The sequence below is a fragment of the Streptomyces sp. CNP082 genome (assembly GCF_059570535.1).
On record NZ_JCANSZ010000080.1, the window covers coordinates 1 to 22,516 of the forward strand.

20 protein-coding genes are annotated in these 22,516 nt (G+C 73.9%); 7 read left to right on the forward strand and 13 right to left on the reverse strand.

Going from position 1 to position 22,516, the window contains the following annotated elements:
* The 3 genes from B124_RS34250 to B124_RS34260 all read left to right on the forward strand — a co-directional run.
* On the forward strand, window positions 1–723 hold a 723-nt coding region (locus tag B124_RS34250; RefSeq protein WP_496506928.1), incomplete at its 5' end, for an FGGY family carbohydrate kinase.
* 5 nt (window positions 724–728) lie between these two features.
* A complete protein-coding gene (locus B124_RS34255) occupies window positions 729–2,348 on the forward strand; it encodes a glycerol-3-phosphate dehydrogenase/oxidase (RefSeq protein ID WP_496506929.1) in 1,620 nt (539 codons plus the stop codon).
* A 168-nt stretch (window positions 2,349–2,516) separates the two neighbouring features.
* A complete protein-coding gene (locus tag B124_RS34260; RefSeq protein WP_496506930.1) occupies window positions 2,517–3,188 on the forward strand; it encodes a FadR/GntR family transcriptional regulator in 672 nt (223 codons plus the stop codon).
* Between the two features lie 78 nt (window positions 3,189–3,266).
* Here B124_RS34260 and B124_RS34265 read toward each other — a convergent pair whose 3' ends face one another.
* From B124_RS34265 to B124_RS34290, 6 genes are all read right to left on the reverse strand, one after another.
* Window positions 3,267–4,088: an amidohydrolase family protein gene (locus tag B124_RS34265; protein WP_496506931.1), complete on the reverse strand. Its 822-nt coding sequence runs from the start codon at window positions 4,086–4,088 to the stop codon at window positions 3,267–3,269.
* Between the two features lie 2 nt (window positions 4,089–4,090).
* On the reverse strand, window positions 4,091–5,056 hold the full coding sequence (locus B124_RS34270; protein ID WP_496506932.1) for an aldo/keto reductase: 966 nt from the start codon (window positions 5,054–5,056) through the stop codon (window positions 4,091–4,093).
* 10 nt (window positions 5,057–5,066) lie between these two features.
* A complete protein-coding gene (locus B124_RS34275; RefSeq protein WP_496506933.1) occupies window positions 5,067–6,128 on the reverse strand; it encodes an ABC transporter permease in 1,062 nt (353 codons plus the stop codon).
* Entirely contained in the window at window positions 6,125–7,768 is a 1,644-nt protein-coding gene (locus tag B124_RS34280; protein ID WP_496506934.1) for a sugar ABC transporter ATP-binding protein, read from the reverse strand. Before B124_RS34280 ends, B124_RS34275 begins: the two co-directional genes overlap by 4 nt.
* 3 nt (window positions 7,769–7,771) lie before the next feature.
* On the reverse strand, window positions 7,772–8,815 hold the full coding sequence (locus B124_RS34285; RefSeq protein WP_496506935.1) for a sugar ABC transporter substrate-binding protein: 1,044 nt from the start codon (window positions 8,813–8,815) through the stop codon (window positions 7,772–7,774).
* Window positions 8,816–8,936: 121 nt separating this feature from the next.
* Entirely contained in the window at window positions 8,937–10,268 is a 1,332-nt protein-coding gene (locus B124_RS34290) for an enolase C-terminal domain-like protein (protein ID WP_496506936.1), read from the reverse strand.
* Between the two features lie 271 nt (window positions 10,269–10,539).
* Here B124_RS34290 and B124_RS34295 point away from each other — a divergent pair, with 271 nt between their 5' ends.
* Complete coding sequence (locus B124_RS34295; protein WP_496506937.1) at window positions 10,540–11,730, forward strand: PAC2 family protein; 1,191 nt, start codon at window positions 10,540–10,542, stop codon at window positions 11,728–11,730.
* Between the two features lie 19 nt (window positions 11,731–11,749).
* Here the strand turns inward: B124_RS34295 and mshC are convergent, their stop codons facing one another.
* From mshC to B124_RS34315, 4 genes are all read right to left on the reverse strand, one after another.
* Window positions 11,750–12,979, reverse strand: a complete 1,230-nt coding sequence (gene mshC / locus B124_RS34300) for a cysteine--1-D-myo-inosityl 2-amino-2-deoxy-alpha-D-glucopyranoside ligase (RefSeq protein ID WP_496506938.1) — start codon at window positions 12,977–12,979, stop codon at window positions 11,750–11,752.
* 123 nt (window positions 12,980–13,102) lie between these two features.
* On the reverse strand, window positions 13,103–13,981 hold the full coding sequence (locus B124_RS34305; protein ID WP_496506939.1) for an SCO1664 family protein: 879 nt from the start codon (window positions 13,979–13,981) through the stop codon (window positions 13,103–13,105).
* Complete coding sequence (locus B124_RS34310) at window positions 13,945–14,535, reverse strand: DUF3090 domain-containing protein (RefSeq protein ID WP_496506940.1); 591 nt, start codon at window positions 14,533–14,535, stop codon at window positions 13,945–13,947. The genes B124_RS34305 and B124_RS34310 overlap by 37 nt, the downstream gene beginning before the upstream one ends.
* 85 nt (window positions 14,536–14,620) lie before the next feature.
* On the reverse strand, window positions 14,621–15,361 hold the full coding sequence (locus B124_RS34315; RefSeq protein ID WP_496506941.1) for a histidine phosphatase family protein: 741 nt from the start codon (window positions 15,359–15,361) through the stop codon (window positions 14,621–14,623).
* Between the two features lie 56 nt (window positions 15,362–15,417).
* On the opposite strand from B124_RS34315, the gene corA reads away from it, so the two are divergent.
* Window positions 15,418–16,416: a magnesium/cobalt transporter CorA gene (gene corA / locus B124_RS34320; RefSeq protein WP_496506942.1), complete on the forward strand. Its 999-nt coding sequence runs from the start codon at window positions 15,418–15,420 to the stop codon at window positions 16,414–16,416.
* Window positions 16,417–16,453: 37 nt separating this feature from the next.
* On the opposite strand, the gene B124_RS34325 is transcribed toward corA, so the two are convergent.
* Entirely contained in the window at window positions 16,454–17,245 is a 792-nt protein-coding gene (locus B124_RS34325) for a ferritin-like domain-containing protein (protein ID WP_496506943.1), read from the reverse strand.
* A 239-nt stretch (window positions 17,246–17,484) separates the two neighbouring features.
* The gene (locus tag B124_RS34330; RefSeq protein ID WP_496506944.1) at window positions 17,485–18,534 is read right to left on the reverse strand and encodes an LLM class F420-dependent oxidoreductase; all 1,050 of its coding nucleotides are present in this window, start codon (window positions 18,532–18,534) and stop codon (window positions 17,485–17,487) included.
* A 123-nt stretch (window positions 18,535–18,657) separates the two neighbouring features.
* Between B124_RS34330 and B124_RS34335 the strand changes: the two genes are divergently transcribed.
* Window positions 18,658–19,665, forward strand: a complete 1,008-nt coding sequence (locus tag B124_RS34335; RefSeq protein WP_496506945.1) for an aldo/keto reductase — start codon at window positions 18,658–18,660, stop codon at window positions 19,663–19,665.
* On the forward strand, window positions 19,662–22,238 hold the full coding sequence (locus B124_RS34340) for a helix-hairpin-helix domain-containing protein (protein WP_496506946.1): 2,577 nt from the start codon (window positions 19,662–19,664) through the stop codon (window positions 22,236–22,238). The genes B124_RS34335 and B124_RS34340 overlap by 4 nt, the downstream gene beginning before the upstream one ends.
* A 107-nt stretch (window positions 22,239–22,345) precedes the next feature.
* Here B124_RS34340 and B124_RS34345 read toward each other — a convergent pair.
* A partial coding sequence (locus B124_RS34345; RefSeq protein WP_496506947.1) for a transposase occupies window positions 22,346–22,516 on the reverse strand: 171 nt, incomplete at its 5' end.

Below are 22,516 nucleotides of genomic sequence, written 5' to 3' on the forward strand. Positions count from 1 at the left end.
TCCACCTACGGCACCGGCACCTTCCTGCTGATGAACACCGCCGAAGAACCCGTCCACTCCGAAAACGGGCTCATCACCACCGTCGGCTACCGCATCGGCGACCAGCCCGCCGTCTACGCCCTGGAAGGCTCCATCGCCATCACCGGCGCCCTGGTNCAGTGGATGCGCGACCAGATGGGCATCATCTCCACCGCCGCCGAGATCGAAACCCTCGCCCTGAGCGTCGAAGACAACGGCGGCGCCTACTTCGTCCCCGCCTTCTCCGGCCTGTTCGCCCCCTACTGGCGCGACGACGCCCGCGGCGTCATCGCCGGCCTGACCCGCTACGTCACCAAAGCCCACCTCGCCCGCGCCGTCCTGGAAGCCACCGCCTGGCAGACCCGCGAAATCGTCGACGCCATGACCAAAGACTCCGGCGTCGAACTCGCCGCCCTGAAAGTCGACGGCGGCATGACCGCCAACAACCTCCTCATGCAAACCCTCTCCGACGTCCTGGCCGCCCCCGTCGTCCGCCCCCTCGTCGCCGAAACCACCTGCCTGGGCGCCGCCTACGCCGCCGGACTCGCCGTCGGCTACTGGCCCGACACCGACGCCCTGCGCGCCAACTGGCGCCGCGCCGCCGAATGGACCCCCCGCATGGACGAAGAAACCCGCGAACGCGAATACAAGGACTGGCTCAAGGCGGTCCAGCGCACCATGGGCTGGATCGAAGACAAGGAGTAGCGACGATGACCCTCCCGCAGACCGTCCCGGCAATACCCGCGCTCGGGACGCACCCGACTGCCGGCCGCAACCTCGGCCGCGCGGAGACCCGGGATCTGCTCGACCGGGCGACGTACGACCTGCTGATCATCGGTGGCGGGATCCTGGGCACCTCGGTGGCCTGGCACGCCGCGCAGTCGGGCCTGCGGGTGGCGATGGTGGACGCCGGCGACTTCGCCGGCGCCACCTCGTCCGCATCCTCCAAGCTCGTCCACGGCGGCATCCGCTACCTGCAGAACGGCGCGGTGAAGCTGGTGGCCGAGAACCACTACGAGCGCCGGGTGCTGGCCCGCGACGTAGCGCCGCACCTGGTCAACCCGCTCCCCTTCTATCTGCCGCTCTACAAGGGCGGCCCGCACGGCGCCGCCAAGCTCGGCGCCGGCGTTTTCGCGTACTCCGCGCTGTCCGCCTTCCGCGACGGCGTCGGGCACCTCATCACCCCCGGCCGGGCGGCCCGGGAGATCCCCGCACTGCGCACCGAGGGGCTCAAGGCGGTCGCGGTCTTCGGCGACCACCAGATGAACGACTCGCGGATGGCGGTGCTGACGGTACGGGCCGCGGTCGGTGCCGGCGCCGTCGTCCTCAACCACGCCGAGGTCACCGGGCTGCGGTTCACCCGCGGCCAGGTGACGGGCGCGGATCTGCGGGACCGGCTCAGCGGCGACGAGTTCGGCGTCGACGCCCGGCTGGTGCTCAACGCCACCGGGCCGTGGGTGGACCACCTGCGGCACATGGAGAACCCGGCGGCGGCGGCGTCCATCCGGCTCTCCAAGGGCGCGCACATCGTGCTCAGGCGCAGGTCGCCGTGGCGCGCGGCGATGTCGACCTGGGTGGACAAGTACCGCGTCACCTTCGCGCTGCCGTGGGAGGGCCAGTTGCTGCTGGGCACCACGGACGAGCCGTACGAGGGCGACCCGGCCGCCGTGCACCCGACCGACGCGGACGTCGCGCAGATCCTCGACGAGGCGTCGCTGTCGGTGCGCGACGAGGACCTGTCGCCCGACCTCATGACGTACGCCTTCGCCGGGCTGCGGGTGCTGCCGGGCGGTCCCGGCGGTACGGAGCAGGCCAAGCGGGAGACGGTCGTCACCGAGGGCACCGGCGGGATGCTGTCGGTGGCGGGCGGCAAGTGGACGACGTACCGGCACATCGGCCGGATGGTGCTCGGCAAGCTCGCCAAGGAGCACGGCGGTGCGATCGCCGAGGACATGCAGCCGGTGAAGTCCCTGGTCCGGCACACCCCGCTGCCCGGGGTGGCGAACCCGGACGCGGTCGCCCACCGGCTCCTCGTCGACCGCGACCCGGGCCACCGGATGGCCCCGGACACCGCACGCCAACTGGCCACGCACTACGGCTCGCTGTCCTTCGACATCGCCCGCCTGGTCAACGAGAACCCGGACCTGGGCGAGCGCATCCACCCCGACGGGCCCGAGATCTGGGCGCAGGTGGTCTACGCCCGCGACCACGAGTGGGCCGAGACGGAGGACGACGTGCTGCGCCGCCGTACGACGGTGACGATCCGCGGCCTGGACACCGCCGACGTGCGCGCCCGGGTGCGCGAGTTGCTCGCGCGCAAGGAGGGCTGAGCGCCCGCGCGGGCCCGGAGTCCGGGGGGAGAGGTGCTGTGGGGGCGCCTCTCCCCTCTCTCTTTCCGCCTCCGGCGCGATTCGCCGCCCGTGCCGGCTCCGCACGCCCCGCCCGGGGGGCATAATGGAGGCACAGACATCGGATGTCTGTGCCAGGGAGGGCGCGAGATGGCGGTCACGGACGAGGCGATCGAGAAGATCAAGGGCATGATCGTCTCCGGCAAGCTGGGGCCGGGTGACCGGCTGCCCAAGGAGAGCGAACTGGCGGCCGAGCTGGGCCTGTCCCGCAACTCGCTGCGCGAGGCGGTGCGCGCCCTCGCGCTCATACGCATCCTCGACGTACGGCAGGGCGACGGCACGTACGTCACGAGCCTCGACTCCCAGCTCCTGCTGGAGGCGATGAGCTTCGTGGTCGACTTCCACCGCGACGACACCGTGCTGGAGCTGCTCGCCGTACGCCGCATCCTGGAGCCCGCCGCCACCGCGCTGGCCACCACGGGCATCGAGGAGCCGGAGCTGGACGCGCTGGAGGCGGAGCTGACGAAGCTGGGCGAGGACCCGTCGGTGGAGGAGCTGGTCCGCGCCGACCTGGAGTTCCACCGCCGGATCGTGCAGGCGTCGGGGAACTCCGTGCTCAGCTCGCTGCTGGAGGGGCTGTCGGGGCCGACGGCCCGCGCCCGCATCTGGCGCGGCCTGACGCAGGAGGACGCGGTACGGCGCACGCTCACCGAGCACCGGGCGATCCTCGACGCGATGCGCAGCCGGGATTCGGAGGCCGCGCGGTCCTGGGCGACGGTGCACATCGCGAGCGTGGAGCAGTGGCTGCGCCGGACGCTGTGACGCCTGCCGCCGCGGCCGGCTCCGGTTCCGCAGGGCAGCCCGCCCCGGGCGGCCCTGCGGCACACGGCCCGGGCAGCGTCAGTCAGGGAAGTAGACCCGGCGCGCGGTGCCGCCGAAGACCGCCTCCCGCTCCGCCGCCGTCAGGTCCGCCGCCGCTTCCTCCGCCAGCGCGACCACCCGGCCGTAGTCCGCGGCCAGCGTGCACACCGGCCAGTCCGAGCCGAACATGATCCGGTCCGGTCCGAACACGTCGATCACGTGCCGGGCGTAGGGCAGCACGTCCGCCGGCCGCCAGTTCTCCCAGTCCGCCTGCGTGACCAGGCCCGACAGCTTGCAGCTCACGTGGGGCAGCCGGGCCAGCTCCGCGACCAGGTCCGCCCACGGCTGCCACTGGCCCGCCGCGATCGGCGGCTTGCCCGCGTGGTCGAGCACGAACCGGGTCTGCGGCACCGCGCGCGCGGCGGCGATCGCGGCGGGCAGCTCGCGCGGGGTGACCAGCAGGTCGAAGACGAACCCCGCCTCGCCCGCGAGCCGCAGCGCCCGCAGCACGTCGGGGCGTTCGAGCCACCGCGGGTCTGGCTCGTCCTCCGCCTGGTGCCGCAGCGCCGTGAACCGCGGCGGCTGGCGGCGGAAGGTGTCCGCGGCCAGCGCGGTCAGGTCGAGCCAGCCGCAGACCGCCGCCACGGGCGGGCCCGGCTCGCGGCACAGCTCCAGCGACTCCTCGTACGAGGACGAGGACTGCACCACCACCGTGCCGTCGATGCCGTGCTCGTCGAGATGCGGTCGCAGGTCGGCCAGCGTGAAGGTGCGCCGCAGCGGGTCGGCCCAGGGGCCGTCCATCCACGGCTGCGGACGGCGGCTGATGTCCCACAGGTGGTGGTGGGCGTCGATGCGTTGCACGCTCAGCCTCCCGTGGCCGCCGGCAGCGGCAGATCGGCGTCGAGCAGCCCGAGTTCGACGAGCGCGGGCCAGAGCGCGTCGGGGATCTCGTACGCGAACATCTCCGCGTTCTCCTCGACGTCCGCCGGCCGGGAGGCACCCGGGACGACGGAGACGACCGCCGGGTGCGCGAACGGGTACCGCAGCGCCGCGGCCTTCAGCGGCACCCCGAACTCGCCGCACACCTCGGCGATCCCGCGTGCCCGTGCCACCATCTCGGCCGGCGCCTCGCGGTAGTGGAACCGCGCGCCGGGCCGCGGGTCGGCGAGCAGCCCGGTGTTGTAGACGCCGCCCACGACGACCGAGGTGCCGCGCCGCTCGCAGACGGGCAGCAGATCGTCGTACGCGCTGCGCTCCAGCAGCGTCCAGCGCCCCGCGCACAGCACCACGTCCACGTCGAGGTCGGCGACGAGCCGGCCCAGGTGGTCGCTGAAGTTCATGCCGAAGCCGATGGCGCCGACGACCTTCTCCGCCTTCAGCTCCGCGAGCGCGGCGAAGGCGGTCTCGTACACCTGCGGCAGGTGGTTCTCGACGTCGTGGAGGTATGCGATCTCCACGCGGTCGAGCCCCAGCCGCGTCAGCGACTCCTCCAGCGTCGCCCGGATCCCGTCCCGGCTCAGGTCCCACACCCGGCCGCGCGCGGGGGTGTCGGTGAAGTCGTGGGCGGGCTCGGTCTCGCCGGGGCCCAGCGGTCGCAGCCGCCGGCCGACCTTGGTGGAGACGGTGTACGAGTCCCGCGGCCGGCCGGCGAGCGCGCGGCCGAGGCGCTCCTCCGACAACCCGACGCCGTAGTGCGGCGCGGTGTCGAAGTAGCCGTAGCCGTGCGCGAACGCGGTCTCGACGATCTCGGCCGCCACGGCGTCCGGCATCGCCCGGTAGAGGTTGCCGAGGTTGGCGCAGCCGAGGCCGAGCCTGGGTATGGGGGGCATCCGCCGCCTCTCAGTCCTGTTTCTCGCCGCTGACGAACCGGGAAATGACCAGGGCCACGATGATGATCGCCCCGTTGAGGAACTTCGTCCACTCCGCCGGCACGCCCGCGAGCGTCATCACGTTGATGACGAGTTGGAGGGTCAGCACGCCGGTCAGCGCCCCGAAGAGGGTGCCGCGCCCGCCGCGCAGGCTGATGCCGCCGATGACGGCGGCGGCGAACACCTGGAAGATCATGTCCTTGCCCTGGCCGGCGGAGACCGAGCCGTAGTGGCCGGTGTAGAGCACGCCGGCGAAGGCCGCGAGCATGCCGCCGATGGCCAGGACGATCCAGGTGATGCGGTCGACGCGGATGCCCGCGGCGCGCGCCGCCTCCGGGTTGCCGCCGATGGCGTACAGCGCGCGCCCGTGCCGCAGGTAGCCGAGCATCAGCCCGCCGACGGCGTACAGGCCGAGGCAGACGTAGACGGCGGCGGGGACGCCGAACCAGCTCTCCTTGCCGAGGTAGGCGAAGGACTCGGGCACCTCGATGATGGACTTGCCGCCCGTGATGCCCTCGTGCAGGCCGCGGAGCATGACCAGCATGCCGAGGGTGGCGATGAAGCCGTTGACGCGGAGCTTGAGGATGAGGAAGCCGTTGAACAGGCCGATGGCGGCGCCGACGAGGAGGCACAGGAAGATCGACGTGCTGGACGGCAGCAGCTCGATGCCGGTGAACCGGCCCCCCTCGGCGGGCAGCACGAGCCAGAGCGCGATCACCGGCGCGACGCCGATCGTCGACTCCAGCGACAGGTCCATCCGGCCGCTGATGAGGATCAGCGCCTGCGCGAGGACCAGCAGCCCGAGTTCGGTGGACTGCTGGACGACGCCGATGAGGTTGTCGGAGGTCAGGAAGGCGGGCGAGACGATGAAGCCGATCACGCCGAGCACGAAGATGACGGGTACGAGGGAGAAGTCGCGCCACCGGCCGAGGTCGATCTCCACCCCGCCGAGCTGCAACTGCGGCTTCTTCTCCACCGCCGCTCCGCCCTCGGCCGCGTTGACCGGCGGCGCTGTCGACGTAGGCCGTGTCATGCCTGCTGCCCCTCTTCCGGCTCGTCCTGCTGACTGCTCTGGTCCTGCTGCTCCGGCTGTTCCTGCTGCTTCTGCTGTTCCTGCTGCTTCTGCTGTTCCTGCTCCGGCTGCGGCTCCGGCGCGCGGTGGCCGGGTTCGATGCCCTCCATGGCGGCGACCAGCTCCCGGTCCGTCCAGCCGCCGGCGAACTCCGCCACCACCCGCCCGTGGAAAAGCGCGAGCACGCGGTCGCAGACGCGCAGGTCGTCCAGTTCGTCGGAGACGATGACGGCGCCGCTGCCGCCCTCCGCCACCCGCCGCACGACGCCCAGCAGGGCGTCCTTGGACTTCACGTCCACCCCCGCGGTCGGCTTGATCGCCACCAGCACGCCGGGGTCCCGGGCGAGCGCGCGGGCGATGACGACCTTCTGCTGGTTGCCGCCGGACAGCCCGTCGACGTCCTGGGCGGGCCCGGAGGTCTTGATGTCCAGCGACTCGATCATGCGCTGCGCGAACCGGCGGGTGCGCGAGGGCAGCACGGCCCCGTACGGGCCGAGCTGGTCGGCGACGGTGAGCGTGGCGTTCTCCGCGACGCTGCGGCCGGGCACCAGGCCCTGCGCGTGCCGGTCCTCCGGTACGTAGCCGATGCCGGCCTCCAGCGCGTGCGGCACGCTGCCCGTGCGGATCGCCGCGCCGCGCACCTCGACCCCGCCGCCGTCGGGCGCCCGCATGCCGACGAGGGTCTCGCCGATCGCCGTGTTGCCGCTGGCGGCGGCGCCGGCCAGGCCGACGACCTCGCCGGCGCCGACGGCGAGGTCCAGCGGCTCGTACGCGCCGGTCACGGCCAGCGCCCGCGCCCGCAGCACGGGCCCGGCGCCGCCGGCGGCCACCGCCTGCCGCGGGGTCGCCGCCGCCCCCGCGTCGTCCGCGGTCGCGCCCTCGCCGGTCATCGCCGCGACCAGGTCCTCCTTCGGCAGCCCGGAGACCGGCGCGGTGAGGATGTGCCGGGCGTCGCGGAAGACGGTGACGGTGTCACAGAGTTCGTAGACCTCCTGCAGGTGGTGGGAGATGAACAGGAAGGCGACCCCCTGCCGCTGCAGTTCGCGCAGCTTGCCGAAGAGCCGGTCGATGCCGCCCGCGTCGAGCCGGGCGGTCGGCTCGTCGAGGATGATCAGCCGGGCGCCGAAGCTGAGGGCTCTCGCGATCTCCACGAACTGCCGCTGCTCGACGCCGAGGTCCTTCGCCCGCGCGGCGGGGTCCACCTCCACGCCGTACGCCGCCAGCAGCTCGCGGGCGCGCGAGCGCAGCTTCCGCCAGTTGATGGCGCCGGTGCCGGTAAAGCGGTTGAGGAAGAGGTTCTCCGCGACCGTGAGGTCGGGCACGATCATGAGCTTCTGGTAGACGCAGGCGACCTTGGCGCGCCACGCCGCCGTGTCGCCGAACGGCGGCGCGGGCTCGCCGGAGAAGTCGACCCGGCCCGCGTCGGGGCGCTCCATGCCGGTGAGCACGGAGACGAGGGTCGACTTCCCGGCGCCGTTGCGGCCGACGAGGGCGTGTGCCTCGCCGGCCGCGACCTGAAGGTGCACGCCGTCGAGCGCGAGCGTGGGGCCGAAGCGTTTGACGACGCCGTCGGCGCGTACGGCGGGGGGCGCCGGGGTCACGGCTCAGCCCTGCTTTTCGAGCTGGTTGGCCCACAGCTCGGGGTCGTCGACGTTCTCCTTGGTGACCAGCGGCGCGGGCAACTGGTCCTCCAGGCCGTTCGGGATCTTGACGATCTCCGAGCCGTGGTCGGTCTTGCCCGGCTTGAACTCCTTGCCCTTCAACGCCTGCTGGGCGTAGAAGAGCGCGTACTCGGCGTAGAGGTCGGCGGGCTGGGAGACGGTGGCGTCGATCGTGCCCTCGCGGATGGCGTCCAGTTCCTCGGGGATGCCGTCGTTGGAGACGATCGTGATGTGGCCGTCCTCACCGGCGGGCTTGAGCAGGTTCTTCTGCTCCAGCAGCGCGAGGGTGGGCTGCAGGAAGGCGCCGCCGGCCTGCATGTAGATGCCGTCGATCGACTTCTCCTTGGCCAGGACGCTCTGCAGCTTGGCGGAGGCGACGTCGCCCTTCCACTCGGTGGGCAGCTCGAAGACCTCGATGCCGGGGTACTTCTCGTCCATGCACTTCTTGAACGCCACCGAGCGGTCGCGGCCGTTGATGGAGGCCAGGTCGCCCTGGAACTCCGCGACCTTGCCCTTGCCGCCGAGCTGCTCGCCCAGGTACTCGCAGGCCTTGATGCCGTAGGCCTCGTTGTCGGCCCGTACTACCATGTAGATCTCGCCCTTGTCGGGGCGGGTGTCGACGCTGACGACGGGGATGTCCTCCTCCGCCAGCCGCTCCAGGGTGGAGGCGACGGCGCCGGTGTCCTGCGGCGCCATGATGACGGCGTCAGCGCCCTGGTCGGTGAACGCCTGCACGTTGGCGACGAGTTTGCCGATGTCGTTCTGGGAGTTGGTGATCGGCAGGGCGTCGACCACGCCGTCCGAGACGCCCTTGTTCAGGTACTGGTGGTAGGAGTTCCAGAAGTCGGTGTCGGTGCGCGGCATGTCGATGCCGACCTGGCCGTCGGCGCCGGCCGCGTCGTTGCCGCGGTTGCAGGCGGCGAGCGGGGCGATCGCCAGGAGTGCGGTGGCCGCGGCGGCGGTCGTGCGGAGTGTGCGAGTCAGCATGGGAGTCCCGTCCCGTCGTTCGTCTCGGGTGTGCGGCTGGGGGGTTCGGCTTCGGCCGCGGCCTGCCGGAGAGCCGGCCGCGCGGCGGAGGGTGCGGCGTGCGGTGCGCCGGGCATGGGGCTCAGCTCCCCTGGTTCCGCTGGGCGTCCTGCTGCGCCACCGCCCGCCAGACGGGGCCGTCCGGGTAGCGGTGCGCGGCCAGCGACTCGGGGTGCATCCGCGCGGAGAAGCCGGGGGCCTCGGGCGCGCGGTAGCGGCCGTCCACGACGACGGCCGGGTCGGTGAAGTGCTCGTGGAGGTGGTCGACGTACTCGATGACGCGGTCCTCGCGGGAGCCGGAGACGGCGACGTAGTCGAACATCGCCAGGTGCTGCACCAGTTCGCACAGCCCGACCCCGCCGGCGTGCGGGCAGACCGGCACGCCGTGCTTGGCGGCGAGCAGCAGGATGGCCAGGTTCTCGTTGACGCCGGCCACGCGGGCGGCGTCGATCTGCACGAAGTCGACGGCGCCGGCCTGGAGCAACTGCTTGAACACCACGCGGTTGGCGACGTGTTCGCCGGTCGCGACCTTCACCGGCTGCCCGGCGCGTACGGCGGCGTGGCCGAGCACGTCGTCGGGGCTGGTGGGCTCCTCGATCCAGTGCGGCGCGTACGGGGCCAGGGCGGTCATCCAGCGCACGGCGTCGGCGACGTCCCAGCGCTGGTTGGCGTCCACGGCGATGCGCACGTCCGGGCCGACGGCCTCGCGGGCGAGCCGCATGCGTCGTACGTCGGCGTCGAGGTCGCCGCCGACCTTCAGCTTGATCTGCGCGAAGCCCTCGGCGACGGCGGCCTTGGCGAGCTGGACGAGCTTCTCGTCGGAGTAGCCCATCCAGCCGGGGGTGGTGGTGTACGCGGGGTAGCCCTCGGCGCGCAGCCGGGCGGCCCGCTCGGCGCGGCCGGGCTCGGAGGCGCGCAGCAGGGCCAGGGCCTCGTCGGGGGTGAGGGCGTCGGAGAGGTAGCGGAAGTCGACGAGGGAGACCAGTTCCTCGGGGGTCATGCGGGCCAGGAACTCCCACACCGGCAGCCCCGCCTGCCGTGCGGCCAGGTCCCAGGCGGCGTTGACGACGGCGCCCGCCGCCATGTGGATCACGCCCTTCTCCGGGCCGAGCCAGCGCAGTTGGGAGTCGTGGGTGAGGGTGTGGCAGAGCTCGGCCAGCTCGTCGGCAGCGCGCGGCGCGGGGCGGCCGACGACGTACGGCGCAAGGGAGCGGATGGCGGCGGCGGTGACGTCGTTGCCGCGGCCGATGGTGAAGCAGAAGCCGTGGCCCTCGACGCCGGGGGCGTCGGTGCGGAGCACGACGTACGCGGCGGAGTAGTCGGGGTCGGGGTGCATGGCATCCGACCCGTCGAGCTCCAGGGAGGTGGGGAAGCGGATGTCGGAGACGTCCACATCGGTGACAGTCGGTCGCATGCAGGCTTCCCTCGCGTCTGGAACATCGGATCTTCCAACAGTCGTCCGATGTATAGCCGGGTGCGCTTACCAACGTCCAGAGTGCAGTAAGTGATTTATCCGCAACCACGCGCCGCCAACCCTCCCCAAGGTGCACACCTCGGATGAATCGGTACTCGTGCCGCACGGGATACGGCGCGTCGGCGGGGAAGCCTTAGGCTGGGGGCCGCAGGTCCGGGAACGCATGGCAGACACGGCCACAGGGGCCGTAACCGCCGGAAGGAGGCGCTGGGTGATCGAGCTGGAGGGGCTGCCCGAGCTGGTCGACCCGGTGATGATCTGCGCCTTCGAGGGCTGGAACGACGCCGGCGACGCCGCCTCCAGTGCGGTCGGCCATCTCGACCGGGAGTGGAAGGGCGAGGTCTTCGCCTCGCTCGACGCCGAGGACTACTACGACTTCCAGGTCAACAGGCCCACCGTCACCCTCCACGGCGGCGTACGGAAGGTCACCTGGCCCACGACGCAACTCTCCGCGGTACGGATCGCGGACGCCGACGGCAAGGGCCACCCGCGGGACCTCGTGCTCGTCCGCGGCATCGAGCCCAGCATGCGCTGGCGCTCGTTCTGCAACGAGATCCTGGGCTTCGCCCACGAGTTGGGCGTCGAACTGGTCGTCCTGCTCGGCGCGCTGCTCGGCGACACCCCGCACACCCGGCCCGTACCGGTGACCGGCGTGACCTCCGACCCGGAGCTTGCCGAGTCGATGGACCTGGAGGAGACCCGCTACGAGGGCCCGACGGGGATCGTCGGCATCCTCCAGGAGGCGTGCACGCACGCGGGCGTGCCGACCGCCAGCCTGTGGGCCGCCGTGCCGCACTATGTCTCCCAGCCCCCGAACCCGAAGGCCACCCTGGCGCTGCTCAACCGGCTCGACGACCTGATCGGCGTGCGCATCCCGCTCGGCGAGCTGCCCGAGGACGCGCGGGCGTGGCAGTTGGGCGTGGACCAACTGGCCGCGGAGGACAGCGAGGTCGCGGAGTACGTGCAGACGCTGGAGGAGGCGCGCGACACCGCGGAGCTGCCGGAGGCGTCGGGCGAGGCGATCGCCCGCGAGTTCGAGCGCTACCTGCGCCGCCGCGACCCGGGGGCGGGTCCGTACCTGCGCGACCTCTCCGGCCCGCAGTCCCTCCCCGACCTCACGGAGCGGGACGAGCCGCGGGCGCAGGAGGAGCGCGACGAGGACGGCGAGGGCGGCGAGTCCGGCAAGGGCCGCGAGGGCGCCGGCAAGGACACGGACGCGGCGGAGGGCGCCGCGGAGCCGGAGGACGACGGCACCGGCGGCACCGGCGGCACCGACAGCGGGGAAGACACGGATCGCGCCCCCGGCGACGACACCTCCGACGACACCGAGGGCGGCGCCGGCGACGGCCCCGGCAACGGCACTGGGGCCGGCGGCGACGGCGAGGCCGGCGACAAGGACTGACGCCGGCCCGCCCGCCCCGCTACAGGGCCACGCCCAGCAGCGCGTCCACCGCCCGCGAGACCACCCCGGGCGCCCCCGTGTCCGTACCGCCCCCGGCGCGCTGCAGCGCCGCCCAGCGGTCCACGGCGGCCAGCGCCGCGGGCGAGTCCAGGTCCTCCGCCAGCGCGGCCCGCAGCTCCTCCACGAGCCCCTCCGCGGGCGGTCCCTCCGGCCGGGAGACGGCGTCACGCCAGCGCGCCAGCCGCTGCTCCGCCTCCTTGAGACCGGCGGCGGTCCACTCCCAGTCCGTACGGTAGTGGTGGGCGAGCAGCGCGAGCCGCACGGCCACGGGGTCGACGCCGTCGCGGCGCAACTGGGAGACGAAGACCAGGTTGCCCCGGGACTTCGACATCTTCTCGCCGTCGAGGGCGACGAGACCCGAGTGCACGTACGCCCGGGCGAAGGGGAACTCGCCGGTCAGCACCTGCGCGTGGGACGCGCCCATCTCGTGGTGCGGGAAGATCAGGTCGCTGCCGCCGCCCTGCACGTCGAAGGACATGCCCAGGTGGTCCAGCGAGATGGCGACGCACTCGATGTGCCAGCCGGGCCGGCCGCGGCCCAGGGAGCCGCCGTCCCAGCTCGGCTCGCCCTCGCGGGCGGCCATCCACAGCAGCGGGTCGAGCGGGTTCTTCTTGCCGGGGCGGCCGGGGTCGCCGCCGCGCTCCGCGGACAGCTCGCGCATGGTGGCGGCGTCGAGCCCGGAGACGTAGCCGAAGCCGGGGTCGGATTCGACGGAGAAGTAGACGTCGCCGTCGAGTTCGTAGGCCGCGCCGGCGTCGCGCAGCCGCTCCACGAGGGGCACGAGGCGGGGTATCGCCTCCACCGCGCCGACGAACTCGCGGGGCGGCAGGTTCCGCAGGGCCGTCATGTCGTCGCGGAACAGATCCGTCTCGCGGTCGGCGAGCGCGGTCCACTCCTCGCCCGTCTCGGTGGCCCGTTCGAGCAGCGGGTCGTCGACGTCGGTGACGTTCTGGACGTAATGAACCTGCCGCTTGTTGTCCAGCCAGACCCGCTGCACGAGGTCGAACGCGGTGTACGTGGCCGCGTGCCCCATATGGGTGGCGTCGTAGGGAGTGATGCCGCAGACGTAGATGCGGGCCTCCGGGCCGGGATCGAGGGTGAGGAGCCCTCCGGTCGCGGTGTCGTGGAGGCGGAGGTCGCGGCCGGTGCCGGGGAGCACCGGGACCTCGGGAGCGGGCCAGGCATGCATGTAAACGACTGTAACCGGCCCATGGCCTGGTCAAACGACCGAGGTGTCGCGGGGCTGCGAATGAGGACAGGGGTGGGAGGGTTCGTACCCAATGCGCTCGGGCGGGCGGGGCGGGACCGGGGCTCAGACCGGCGGCCAGGGGATGGCCGGCCACTCGCCGCTGGGCTCCGGGTGCCGTCCGGAGGCCAGCAGGGCGGCGGTACGGGCGCGCAGTGCGGTCACCTCCGCCGACGTGAGCAGCGGCGCCAGCCGGGCGGCCAGCGGCCCGTCGCCGGCGAGGCCGTCCGCGAGCCGGCGCAGCACGGCGACGGCTTCGGCGGGCAGCGGTTCGCCGGCCCAGCCCCACAGCAGCGTGCGCAGCTTGTCGTCAGTGTGGAACGTCACGCCGTGGTCGATCGCGTAGAGCCGGCCGCCGGCGGCGGGCAGCAGATGGCCGCCCTTGCGGTCGCCGTTGTTGATCACCGCGTCGAGGACGGCGAGGCGGCGCAGCCGGACGTCGTCGGCGTGCACGAGCAGCGCGGGGCGGCCCTCGCCGGTCTCGGCGTAGCCGACCGCCTTCCAGCCGGGCCCCGGCTCGTCGCCGTCGACGAGGGCGAGCAGGTCGGCGCCGGTGGCCGCGTCGTCCGGGCCGTCCGCGCCCTCCCCCGCCGCGGGCGGGATCCACAACTGGCACATGCCCTGGCCGAACGGTCCCTCCCGCAGCACCGTCGCCGGCACCAGCCCCCAGCCGGTGGCCTCCGAGACCTCGTACGCCGCGACCTCGCGCTGCGCCAGCGTGCCGTCCGGGAAGTCCCACAGCGGCCGCTCCCCCGCGACCGGCTTGTACACGCACTCCGCCGTGCGCCCGGCGTGGACGACGGTGCAGAACAGGACCGCGTTCGACGCGCCGCGGATGCGCCCGGCGACGGTCAGCTCGCCGTCGGTGAGCAGCGCGCGGGCCTCGTCGGGCGCCAGGGCGAGCGGGCTCACTCTCCCCGGCGGTATCCGTTCTGGCGCGGACATACGTGTCCCTCCGGGTCGAGCGGCAGGCTGCACAGCGGGCAGGGCGGCCGGCCGGCGTTCACCACGTCGTTGGCGCGCTTGGCGAAGGCGCGCGCCATCTGCCCGGTCAGGCGTACGCGCAGCATCGGCGGGCCGTTCTCGTCGTCCTGCAGCAGCGCCTCCTCGGCCGCCGCCAGGTCCTCGTCGGAGTCGGCGTCCAACTCGACCAGGGCCTGCGCCTCGACGACCATCCGCTCGCTCTCCGCGTCCCACGCCAGCGCCATCGTGCCGACCCGGAACTCCTCCTCGACGGGGGCGTCCAGGGGCGCGGTGTCGGACAGCTCGGCGGGGGCGACGGCCGGCACGTCACTGGTGCCGCCGCTGCGGCGCACCACCTCGTCGAGAAGCTCGTCGATCCGCTGGGCCAGCGCGGCCACCTGCGCCTTCTCCAAGGCAACGCTGGTGGTGCGGCCGGACTTGGACGCCTGCAGGAAGAAGGTGCGGCGCCCCGGCAGCCCGACCGTGCCGGCCACGAAGCGGTCCGGCGGGTCGTAGAAGTACACCTCACGCGGCACGTGCTGCTCCGATTGCTCGACTCCTGAACGGGATCCGCTGCGGGACCGATCCGACCACCCTACTGCGAGAGCTGATCATCGGGGATCAACCGGCTCCAGCACCGCCGCCCACCTCCGCGGCGGAGGCGTCCGCCGCACGCTGCCCCGCGCTCTTCTCCGCCGCGTCCGCCGCCGGGCCGGCCGGGGGCGGCGGCGGTGGCGCGAGGTCGTCGAGCCGGCCGGTGTCGCCGAGGCGCAGCAGGAAGGGGCGCAGCGGGGTGTACCGGATCGCGGTGACGGAGGCGGGGCCGGCGGCGATGCGCTGGAAGAGGTCGAGGTGCATCCCGAGGGCGTCCGCCACCACGGACTTGATGACGTCGCCGTGGCTGCACATCATGTACAGCGCCTCCGGGCCGTGCTCGGCGGCCACGGTGGCGTTCCACTCCCGGACCGCCTCCACGGCGCGCGCCTGCACCGCGCGCATCGTCTCGCCGCCGGGGAACCCGGCCGCCGACGGGTGCTGCTGCACGGTGGCCATCAGCGGGTCCTCGGCCAGCTCGGCGAGCTTGCTGCCGGTCCACTGGCCGTAGTCGCACTCGTTCAGCCGGTCGTCGACGTGCACGGGCAGCTCCGGGCGGGCGGCCAGCAGCGGTTTCAGCGTCTCGCGGCAGCGTTCGAGCGGGCTGGTGACCACGGCGGCGGGCGTCAGGGCGGCCAGCCGGGCGGGCAGCGCGGCGGCCTGCTCGGTGCCGCGCTCGTCCAGCCCCACGCCCGGGCTGCGGCCGGCCAGCACGCCGTCCACATTGGCCGTGGACCGGGCGTGCCGGAGCAGTAGGAGGGTGGGCATGCCAGCCAGCGTACGTCCTGCGCGACAGGCGGCACGGTCCGGGAAAGAATGACGGTGTGATCGTCGACTGCGCGCTCTACCGGGACGGCCGGCGCGTGCCCGCGCCCGCGGACGTCCCGGCCGTGCTCGCGCAGGCGCGCGCGGAGGAGGACGCCTTCTGCTGGATCGGGCTCTTCGAGCCGTCGCGCGAGGAGTTCGACGCCCTCACCCACGGGCTCGGCCTGCACCCGCTGGCGGCGGAGGACGCGGTCACCGCGCACCAGCGGCCGAAGCTGGAGGTGTACGACGCGGCGCTGTTCCTCGTGCTCAAGCCCGTGCTCTACGACGACCGCACCGACACCATCACCGTCAGTGAGATCAACACCTTCGTGGGCGACTCCTTCGTGGTCACCGTGCGGCACGGCGCGGGCAATCCGCTCGGCGAGGTGCGGGCCCGGCTGGAGCGGCAGCCGGACGTGCTGGCGCACGGGCCGACGGCGGTGGTGTACGCGGTGTGCGACGCCGTCGTGGACAACTACCTCGACGTCGCGGACGACTTCCACACCGACCTGGAGGAACTGGAGGCGGAGGTCTTCCAGCCCGGCGGTCGCGACACCGGCCGCTCGGCGGCACGCATCTACGACTTCAAGCGGCAGGCGCTGGAGTTCCGCCGCGTCACCGGCCCGCTGGCCGAGCCGATCGCGCGGCTGACGGGCACCGGGCTGCCGTTCGTGAACGAGCGGGCGCGGCCGTTCTTCCGCGACGTCGGCGACCATCTCTCGCGCGTCAACGAGCATGTGGAGACCATCGACCGGCTGCTGTCCGACATCCTCGCCGCGCACCTGGCGCGCGTGGGGGTGCAGCAGAACGACGACATGCGCAAGATCTCCGCGTACGCCGCCATGGCCGCGGCACCGACCGTGATCGGCAGCGTGTACGGCATGAACTTCGACCACATGCCGGAGCTGCACTGGACGCTGGGTTATCCGGCGGTGCTGGTGGTGATGGCGTCGGTGGTGCTGTGGCTGTACGTGTTCTTCCGCCGGCGCGGCTGGCTGGGTGACGGCGGGCGCTGAGCGCCGCGGTCAGCCGTCCGCGGGCTGTCTGCCCGCGTCAGGCGAACTCGGCCGTGGTGCGCGGCGGCGGCCCGCCGAGGGCGTCGCGGCGCTCCGGCATCCGCAGCGAGACCATCCGCCGCCAGCCGCCGGCGCGTTCGTACGCGTACACCGCCTCGATGCCCGCCGACAGCAGCGCGCGCCTGCCGCGCGGCCACGCCAGGATCCGCCCCATGTGCGCCATCACCGCGTGGCTGACGTCCCGGTACACGCGGATCTCCGCGAGCGCCGCCTCGCGCAGCGCGGCCTGGACGCGCCGGCCGTGGCCCCGCGCGGCCATGCCGAGCAGTTCCTCGTGGCAGTACGCGAGGTGGTTGTCCTCGTCGTGGGAGATCATCCGCACCGCGCGGCCGATGTCCGGATGGTCGCCGAAGTACTTGAGGAGCATCCCCATCTGGTCGGACGCCCGCTGCTCCGTGACCCTGCTGTGCGCGAGGTACGTGATGATGTTGGACTCGGTGAGCTGCCGGTCGCGGCGCAGCTGGTCGTGGGCGAGGCCGATGCCGACACCCTCCAGCAGCATCGTGTAGTCGGTCTCGCCGGGGACGTCCACCGGCTCCAGGCCGCGCTTCTTCAGCAGGGCGTTGAAGATGCGGCCGTGTTTGTCCTCGTCGGCGCCGTGCCGGGCCACCTTGGGGGCGAGTTCCCGGTACGAGTCGGGGACGAGGACGGAGATGCGGGCATTCTCCCAGCCGCCCTGGGCCTCCCCGGCCGCGGCGATGGAGCAGAACAGCCGGAAACTGTCGTCGTCCTCGAGGATCTCCCTGTACAGCTCCTTGGCCGAAAGCACGTCACCGTCTCCTCTCATCCGCCGGGATGCACCCGTATTCGAGTGAAGGACGCGGACGCGCGGGACGCAACGCGGAGGTGCGCACCATCCGCCATGCGGGCGAAACCGTAACCGCCGCCGGGATGGCGCGTTGGTGGGGTGACGGCCGTGGCGGGGAGGACCCCGAGCCCCCACCACGGCCGCGATGCTGCCCGGGGGCCTGGTCAGGACGGGGCTGCGGGGCCGCCGGGCCGCGGGGCTCAGGCGAGGCCGGCCCGCTCCAGCGCCTCGGCTCCCGCCCGTACGCCGGCGATGCGCTCCTCCAGCGTGAACCCGGACGGCGCGAGCGACAGGGACGTCACCCCCGCCTCCGCGTACGCCCGCATCCGGTCCGCGATCCGCTCCACCGGGCCGAGCAGCGCGGTGGCGTCGATCAGCTCGTGCGGCACGGCGGCTGCCGCGGCGGCCTTGTCCCCGGAGAGGTACGCGGACTGGATCTCGGCGGCCTCGCGCTCGTAACCCATGCGCCCGGCAAGGCGGTTGTAGAAGTTCTGCTTCGCGCTGCCCATGCCGCCGACGTACAGGGCGGTGTACGGGCGGAAGACGTCGGCGAGCGCGGGCACGTCGTCGCCCAGGGCCAGGGGCACCGTGGGCACGATATCGAAGCCCGCCAGGTCCTTGCCGGCCTTCGCGCGCCCGGCGCGCAGGTGGCGCAGGGTGGTCTCCTCGGCGTGCTCAGGCGAGTAGAAGACGAGCAGGGCGCCCTCGGCGATCTCGCCGGTCTGCTCCAGGTTCTTCGGGCCGATGGCGGCGATGTAGACGGGGATGTGCTCGCGTACGGGGTGCACGGTCAGCTTGATCGGCTTGCCGGGGCCCCCGGGCAGCGGCAGCGTCCAGTGCTCGCCCTCGTACGACAGCCGCTCGCGCGCCAGCGCCTTGCGCACGATCTCCACGTACTCGCGGGTGCGGGCGAGCGGCTTGCCGAACTCCACCCCGTACCAGCCCTCGGAGACCTGCGGCCCGGAGACGCCGACGCCGAGGCGGAAGCGGCCCTGGGTGAGGGAGTCGAGGGTGGCGGCGGTCATCGCCGTCATGGCGGGGGTGCGGGCCGGGATCTGGAAGATCGCGGAGCCGACGTCGATGCGCTCGGTCTTGGCGGCGACCCAGGTCAGCACGGTGGCCGCGTCGGAGCCGTACGCTTCTGCCGCCCAGCACACGTCGTAGCCGAGGCGGTCGGCCTCCTGCGCGACGGCGAGGTTGTCGGCGTCCATGCCGGCGCCCCAGTAGCCGAGGTTGATCCCGAGCCGCATGCGGGCCTCCCTGCTCTCCGGCGTCTCGCGCCGAGGTTCGTACCGGTGGGTAATATATCTGTGCGACTCTAGCGCGCCCGCTCCCGCCGCGCAGCGCGCCCGTCCCCAGTAACCTCAACGCCCATGGAGCACAGGCAACTCGGCCGCACGGGCCTTCGCGTCTCCCGCATCGGACTGGGCACCCTCACCTGGGGGCGGGACACCGGAGAGCCCGAGGCGGCCGGACTGCTGAAGACGTTCTGGGAGGCCGGCGGGACGCTCGTCGACACCGCCGACGTGTACGCCGACGGCGGTGCGGAGTATCTGCTCGGGCGCCTGCTGGGAGACCTCGTACCGAGGCGGGACATCGTCGTCGCCACGAAGGCGGGCAGCGTGCCCGACCCCGACCGCCGCTTCGACACCTCCCGGCGGCACCTGCTCGGCGCGCTCGACGCCTCGCTGGAGCGGCTGGGCACGGACTACGTCGACCTGTGGCAGGTGCACGCCTTCGACCCGTACACGCCGCTGGACGAGACCCTGCAGGCCCTCGACACCGCCATAGCGAGCGGCCGGGCGCGCTATGCGGGCGTGAGCAACTTCAGCGGCTGGCAGCTCGCCAAGGCCGCGACCTGGCAGCTCGCCGGCGTCGCGGGCGGGGGTGCGGGCGCGGTGGGCGGGCGGACGCGGCTGGCCTCGACGCAGATGGAGTACTCGCTGCTGCAGCGCGGGGTGGAGCGGGAAGTGCTGCCGGCGGCGCTGGACCTGGGCGTGGGTCTGCTGCCCTCGTCACCGCTGGGCCGCGGCGTCCTGACCGGCAAGTACCGCGACGCCATGCCCCCGGGCTCGCGCGGGGCCTCGGAGCATCTGGCGCCGTTCGTCGCGCCGTATCTGGACGAGGAGGCGAGCCGGGTGGTCGATGCGGTGGCCACGGCGGCGGACGGGCTGGCGGTGACGCCGCTGGAGGTGTCGCTCGCGTGGGTTCGGGACCGGCCGGGGGTGGCGGCGCCGCTGGTGGGGGCGCGCAACGCGGAGCAGTTGTCGGCGGCGTTGTCGGTGGAGGGTCTTACGCTTCCTGACGAGATCTGCCAGGCGCTGGACGACGTGTCGGCGCCGGTGCACCGCTATCCCGATCAGGACTGGAGCACGCTGTGAACGACACCGGGGAGGCCGCGGGTGCCGCGGAGGCGGCGCCGGGGGGCGGTACGGGGCCGGGGGCGACGGCTGTGGAGGGTGGCACCGGAGGCGGTGGGGGTGTGGAGCCCGATGCGGGCGAGGTGACCGGCGAGGCCGGCGGGAGTGCGGACGGCCACGAGACCGGAGAGCACGGCGGCGGCGGCGCCGACGAGAGTGCCCGGACCGGCGAAAGCCCGGAGGCGGCCGGCGACGACGGCGGCGGGGGGCAGGGCCGCCCGCGGCGGGCGGCGGTGCCCGTCGAGAGCGGCGCGGCGCTTACCGGCAAGGCGGCGGAGCTGCTGGCCGCGGTGCGGGCCGTGGAGCGGGGCGAGCGGGACGCCGCCGCGTTCTTCCCCGCTCCCGCACGCCCGCCCGCGCCCCGGCCCGTACGGAGCACACAGCCCGCGGCGGGGGCCAGAGCGGTGCCGGGCGCCGAGGGCGGGGCCGGGGCGGGGTCCCGGCAGGAGGAGCCGCTCCGGGCGCCGGAGCCGAGCGCGGAGGCGGTGGCTGCCGTACGGCAGGTGCTCGCCGGCGGGGGCGCCCCGGAAGCGCTGGCCGTCCGCGCCGCGGGGCAGCTCGGCGACGGTGCGGCGGAGTTGCTGCGTACGGACCCGTGGCAGTTGCTCGCGGTGCCGGGCGTACGGCCGTCGCAGGCCGACGAGTTCGCCCGCGGCGTACTGGAGTCCGCCGAGCCCGGGGACGAGCGCCGGGTGGAGGCGCTGGCGGGCTGGCTGCTGACGCAGGCGGCCCTCAGGGGGCACACCGCGCTGGAGTTCCCGGCCCTGGCGGAGGCCCTGTCGGGGTACGGGGTGCCGGACGCCGCCGAGGCGCTGCGCGAGGCGGCGTCGGCGGGGGGCGTGCTGGTCTTCGAGGAGCGCGAGGAGCCGCCCGCGTCAGCGCCGGCGTCAACGCCGGAGGGCGGCGAGGAGGACGTTCCCGTACGGCTGCTGCTCGGCCTAGAGCGCTACGCGATGGCGGAGGAGAGCCTCGCGGACGGCCTGTCCCGGCTCGTGAACACGTTCACGCCGCCGGCGGGTCCGGCGGGGGACGACGGCGCCGCGCCGGGCGCGTACGACGCGAGCGCCCCCGCCGTGGACGGGACCGGCACCGGCCCCGCCGGGACGGGCGCGCAGGGGACACCGGCCGACGCGCCATCCGCGGCGTACGAGCCGGGCGATCCCCGCGCCGCCGGGGCGGAGCCGGTCGGCGCCTCCGGTCCGTACGAACCGCGGGGCGGGGACACGGACGTCCGGGCCGTCGGCACGCAGGCGTGGGAGGCGGCGGCCGGTGCCGCGCCGTCGCCCTCCGCCGCGGAGCTGATCCGCGCCGCGGCGGGCAGCGGGCTCGTGCTGCACACCGGCGGCGAAGCCGCCCGCGCGGAACCGGCGGCGCTGGTCGCCGCGGCCCGCGCCCTGGGGCTGCGGGCGTACGCGGCCACCCACACCGACGACGGCCGCGCCCGCCTGGCCGCCCTGATCGCCGCAGGGCCGCCGGCCGGCCGGGCAGCCGGCCCCGGGCACCCGGCACCGCCGCCAGCCGGTCTGGAGGTCCACGGGGCGCCCGCCGTGCCCGGCGCCGGGGAGGCGGACGGCCTCGCCCCCGGCGGGGCCGTGACCGTGCGCGGGCTCCTCTCCGGTCGGGAGGGGCCCGGGCGCGACGCGGACGGGGTGCTCGCCGTCGACGTGCTGGCCGTGCTCGACGCGCCGCAGCTCGACGCCGAGGCAGCCGCCGCCCTCGTCGAGGCGCTGCCCGACGGCGCCCGGCTGGTCCTCAGCGGCGACCCCGGGCTGCTGGAGTCCGCCGGCCCCGGCCGGGTCTTCGCGGACGTCGCCGCCGCGCGGGTCTGCCCGCGGGTGACGTCCCGTACCCCTGACCCCGGCCCGATCGGCGAGCTGGTCTCCGGGGTCGGCGCCGGCGAACTGCAGTCCGTGGCGGCGCCCGGCAAGGAGGTGGTGATCGTCCCGGTGCAGGGCCCCGGCGAGGCGGTCCACCGCACGGTGCAGCTCGTCGCGGACTCCGTGCCCCGCGCCGTCGGGGTGCCCGCCGCGGACACGCAGGTGATCGCCGTAGGGCACGGCGGCGCCGCCGGCACCCGGGCGCTGAACACGGCGCTGAAGGAGCGCCTGAACCCCGGCCCCGGCGCCTTCGGCGGCTTCGACGCGGGCGACCGCGTCGTCTACGTCCCCTCCCCCGGCACCGCCGTGCCGGGCCTGGTCACCAAAGGTGACGACGCCGGGCTGCACCTCGACTGCGGCGGCACCGCCGTCGTCGTCCGCCCGGACCGGGTCGGCGAGGCCGTACGGCACGGGTGGGCGCTGACCGCGCACCAGGCGGCGGGGCGGCGCTGGCCGGCCGCGGTGGTCGTCGTGCCCGGGGACGCGGAGGCGGCGCTGAGCCGCGCGTGGGCGTACACGGCGTTCGGCCGCGGCGAGCGGCATCTGTCCGTCGTGCACGGCGCGGGGCCCGCGCTGGCCCGGCGCCTCGTGGAGGTGCCGGCCCCGCCGCGTACGACACGGCTGCGGGGCCTGCTCACCGCCCAGACACGGGCCTGAGAAACCGGAACCGGGTCGGGGTCCGGGCCCGGGCCTGGACCGCCCCGGCACCGCACAAGGGCCCGGCGCCTGGGCAGATTCTCGGGGTCCTCGCAACACCTGATGGCTTACGTGGTCGTCAGTAGATCACGCAGGCGCTCGGCTGGTGTTCTCCAGCCGAGCGTTTTGCGTGGTCGGCGGTTGAGTTGCTGGGCGACGTGTTCGAGGTCTTCTGGGCTGTGGACGGACAGGTCGGTGCCTTTGGGGAAGTACTGCCGCAGCAGGCCGTTGGTGTTCTC

Coding starts and splice junctions, on each gene's coding strand:
- B124_RS34255 (WP_496506929.1), top strand. CDS start 729: ATGACCCTCCCGCAGACCGTCCCGGCAATACCCGCGCTCGGGACGCAC.
- B124_RS34260 (WP_496506930.1), top strand. CDS start 2,517: ATGGCGGTCACGGACGAGGCGATCGAGAAGATCAAGGGCATGATCGTC.
- B124_RS34270 (WP_496506932.1), bottom strand. CDS start 5,056: ATGCCCCCCATACCCAGGCTCGGCCTCGGCTGCGCCAACCTCGGCAAC.
- B124_RS34275 (WP_496506933.1), bottom strand. CDS start 6,128: ATGACACGGCCTACGTCGACAGCGCCGCCGGTCAACGCGGCCGAGGGC.
- B124_RS34285 (WP_496506935.1), bottom strand. CDS start 8,815: ATGCTGACTCGCACACTCCGCACGACCGCCGCCGCGGCCACCGCACTC.
- B124_RS34290 (WP_496506936.1), bottom strand. CDS start 10,268: ATGCGACCGACTGTCACCGATGTGGACGTCTCCGACATCCGCTTCCCC.
- mshC (WP_496506938.1), bottom strand. CDS start 12,979: ATGCATGCCTGGCCCGCTCCCGAGGTCCCGGTGCTCCCCGGCACCGGC.
- B124_RS34305 (WP_496506939.1), bottom strand. CDS start 13,981: ATGTCCGCGCCAGAACGGATACCGCCGGGGAGAGTGAGCCCGCTCGCC.
- B124_RS34315 (WP_496506941.1), bottom strand. CDS start 15,361: ATGCCCACCCTCCTACTGCTCCGGCACGCCCGGTCCACGGCCAATGTG.
- B124_RS34330 (WP_496506944.1), bottom strand. CDS start 18,534: ATGCGGCTCGGGATCAACCTCGGCTACTGGGGCGCCGGCATGGACGCC.
- B124_RS34335 (WP_496506945.1), top strand. CDS start 18,658: ATGGAGCACAGGCAACTCGGCCGCACGGGCCTTCGCGTCTCCCGCATC.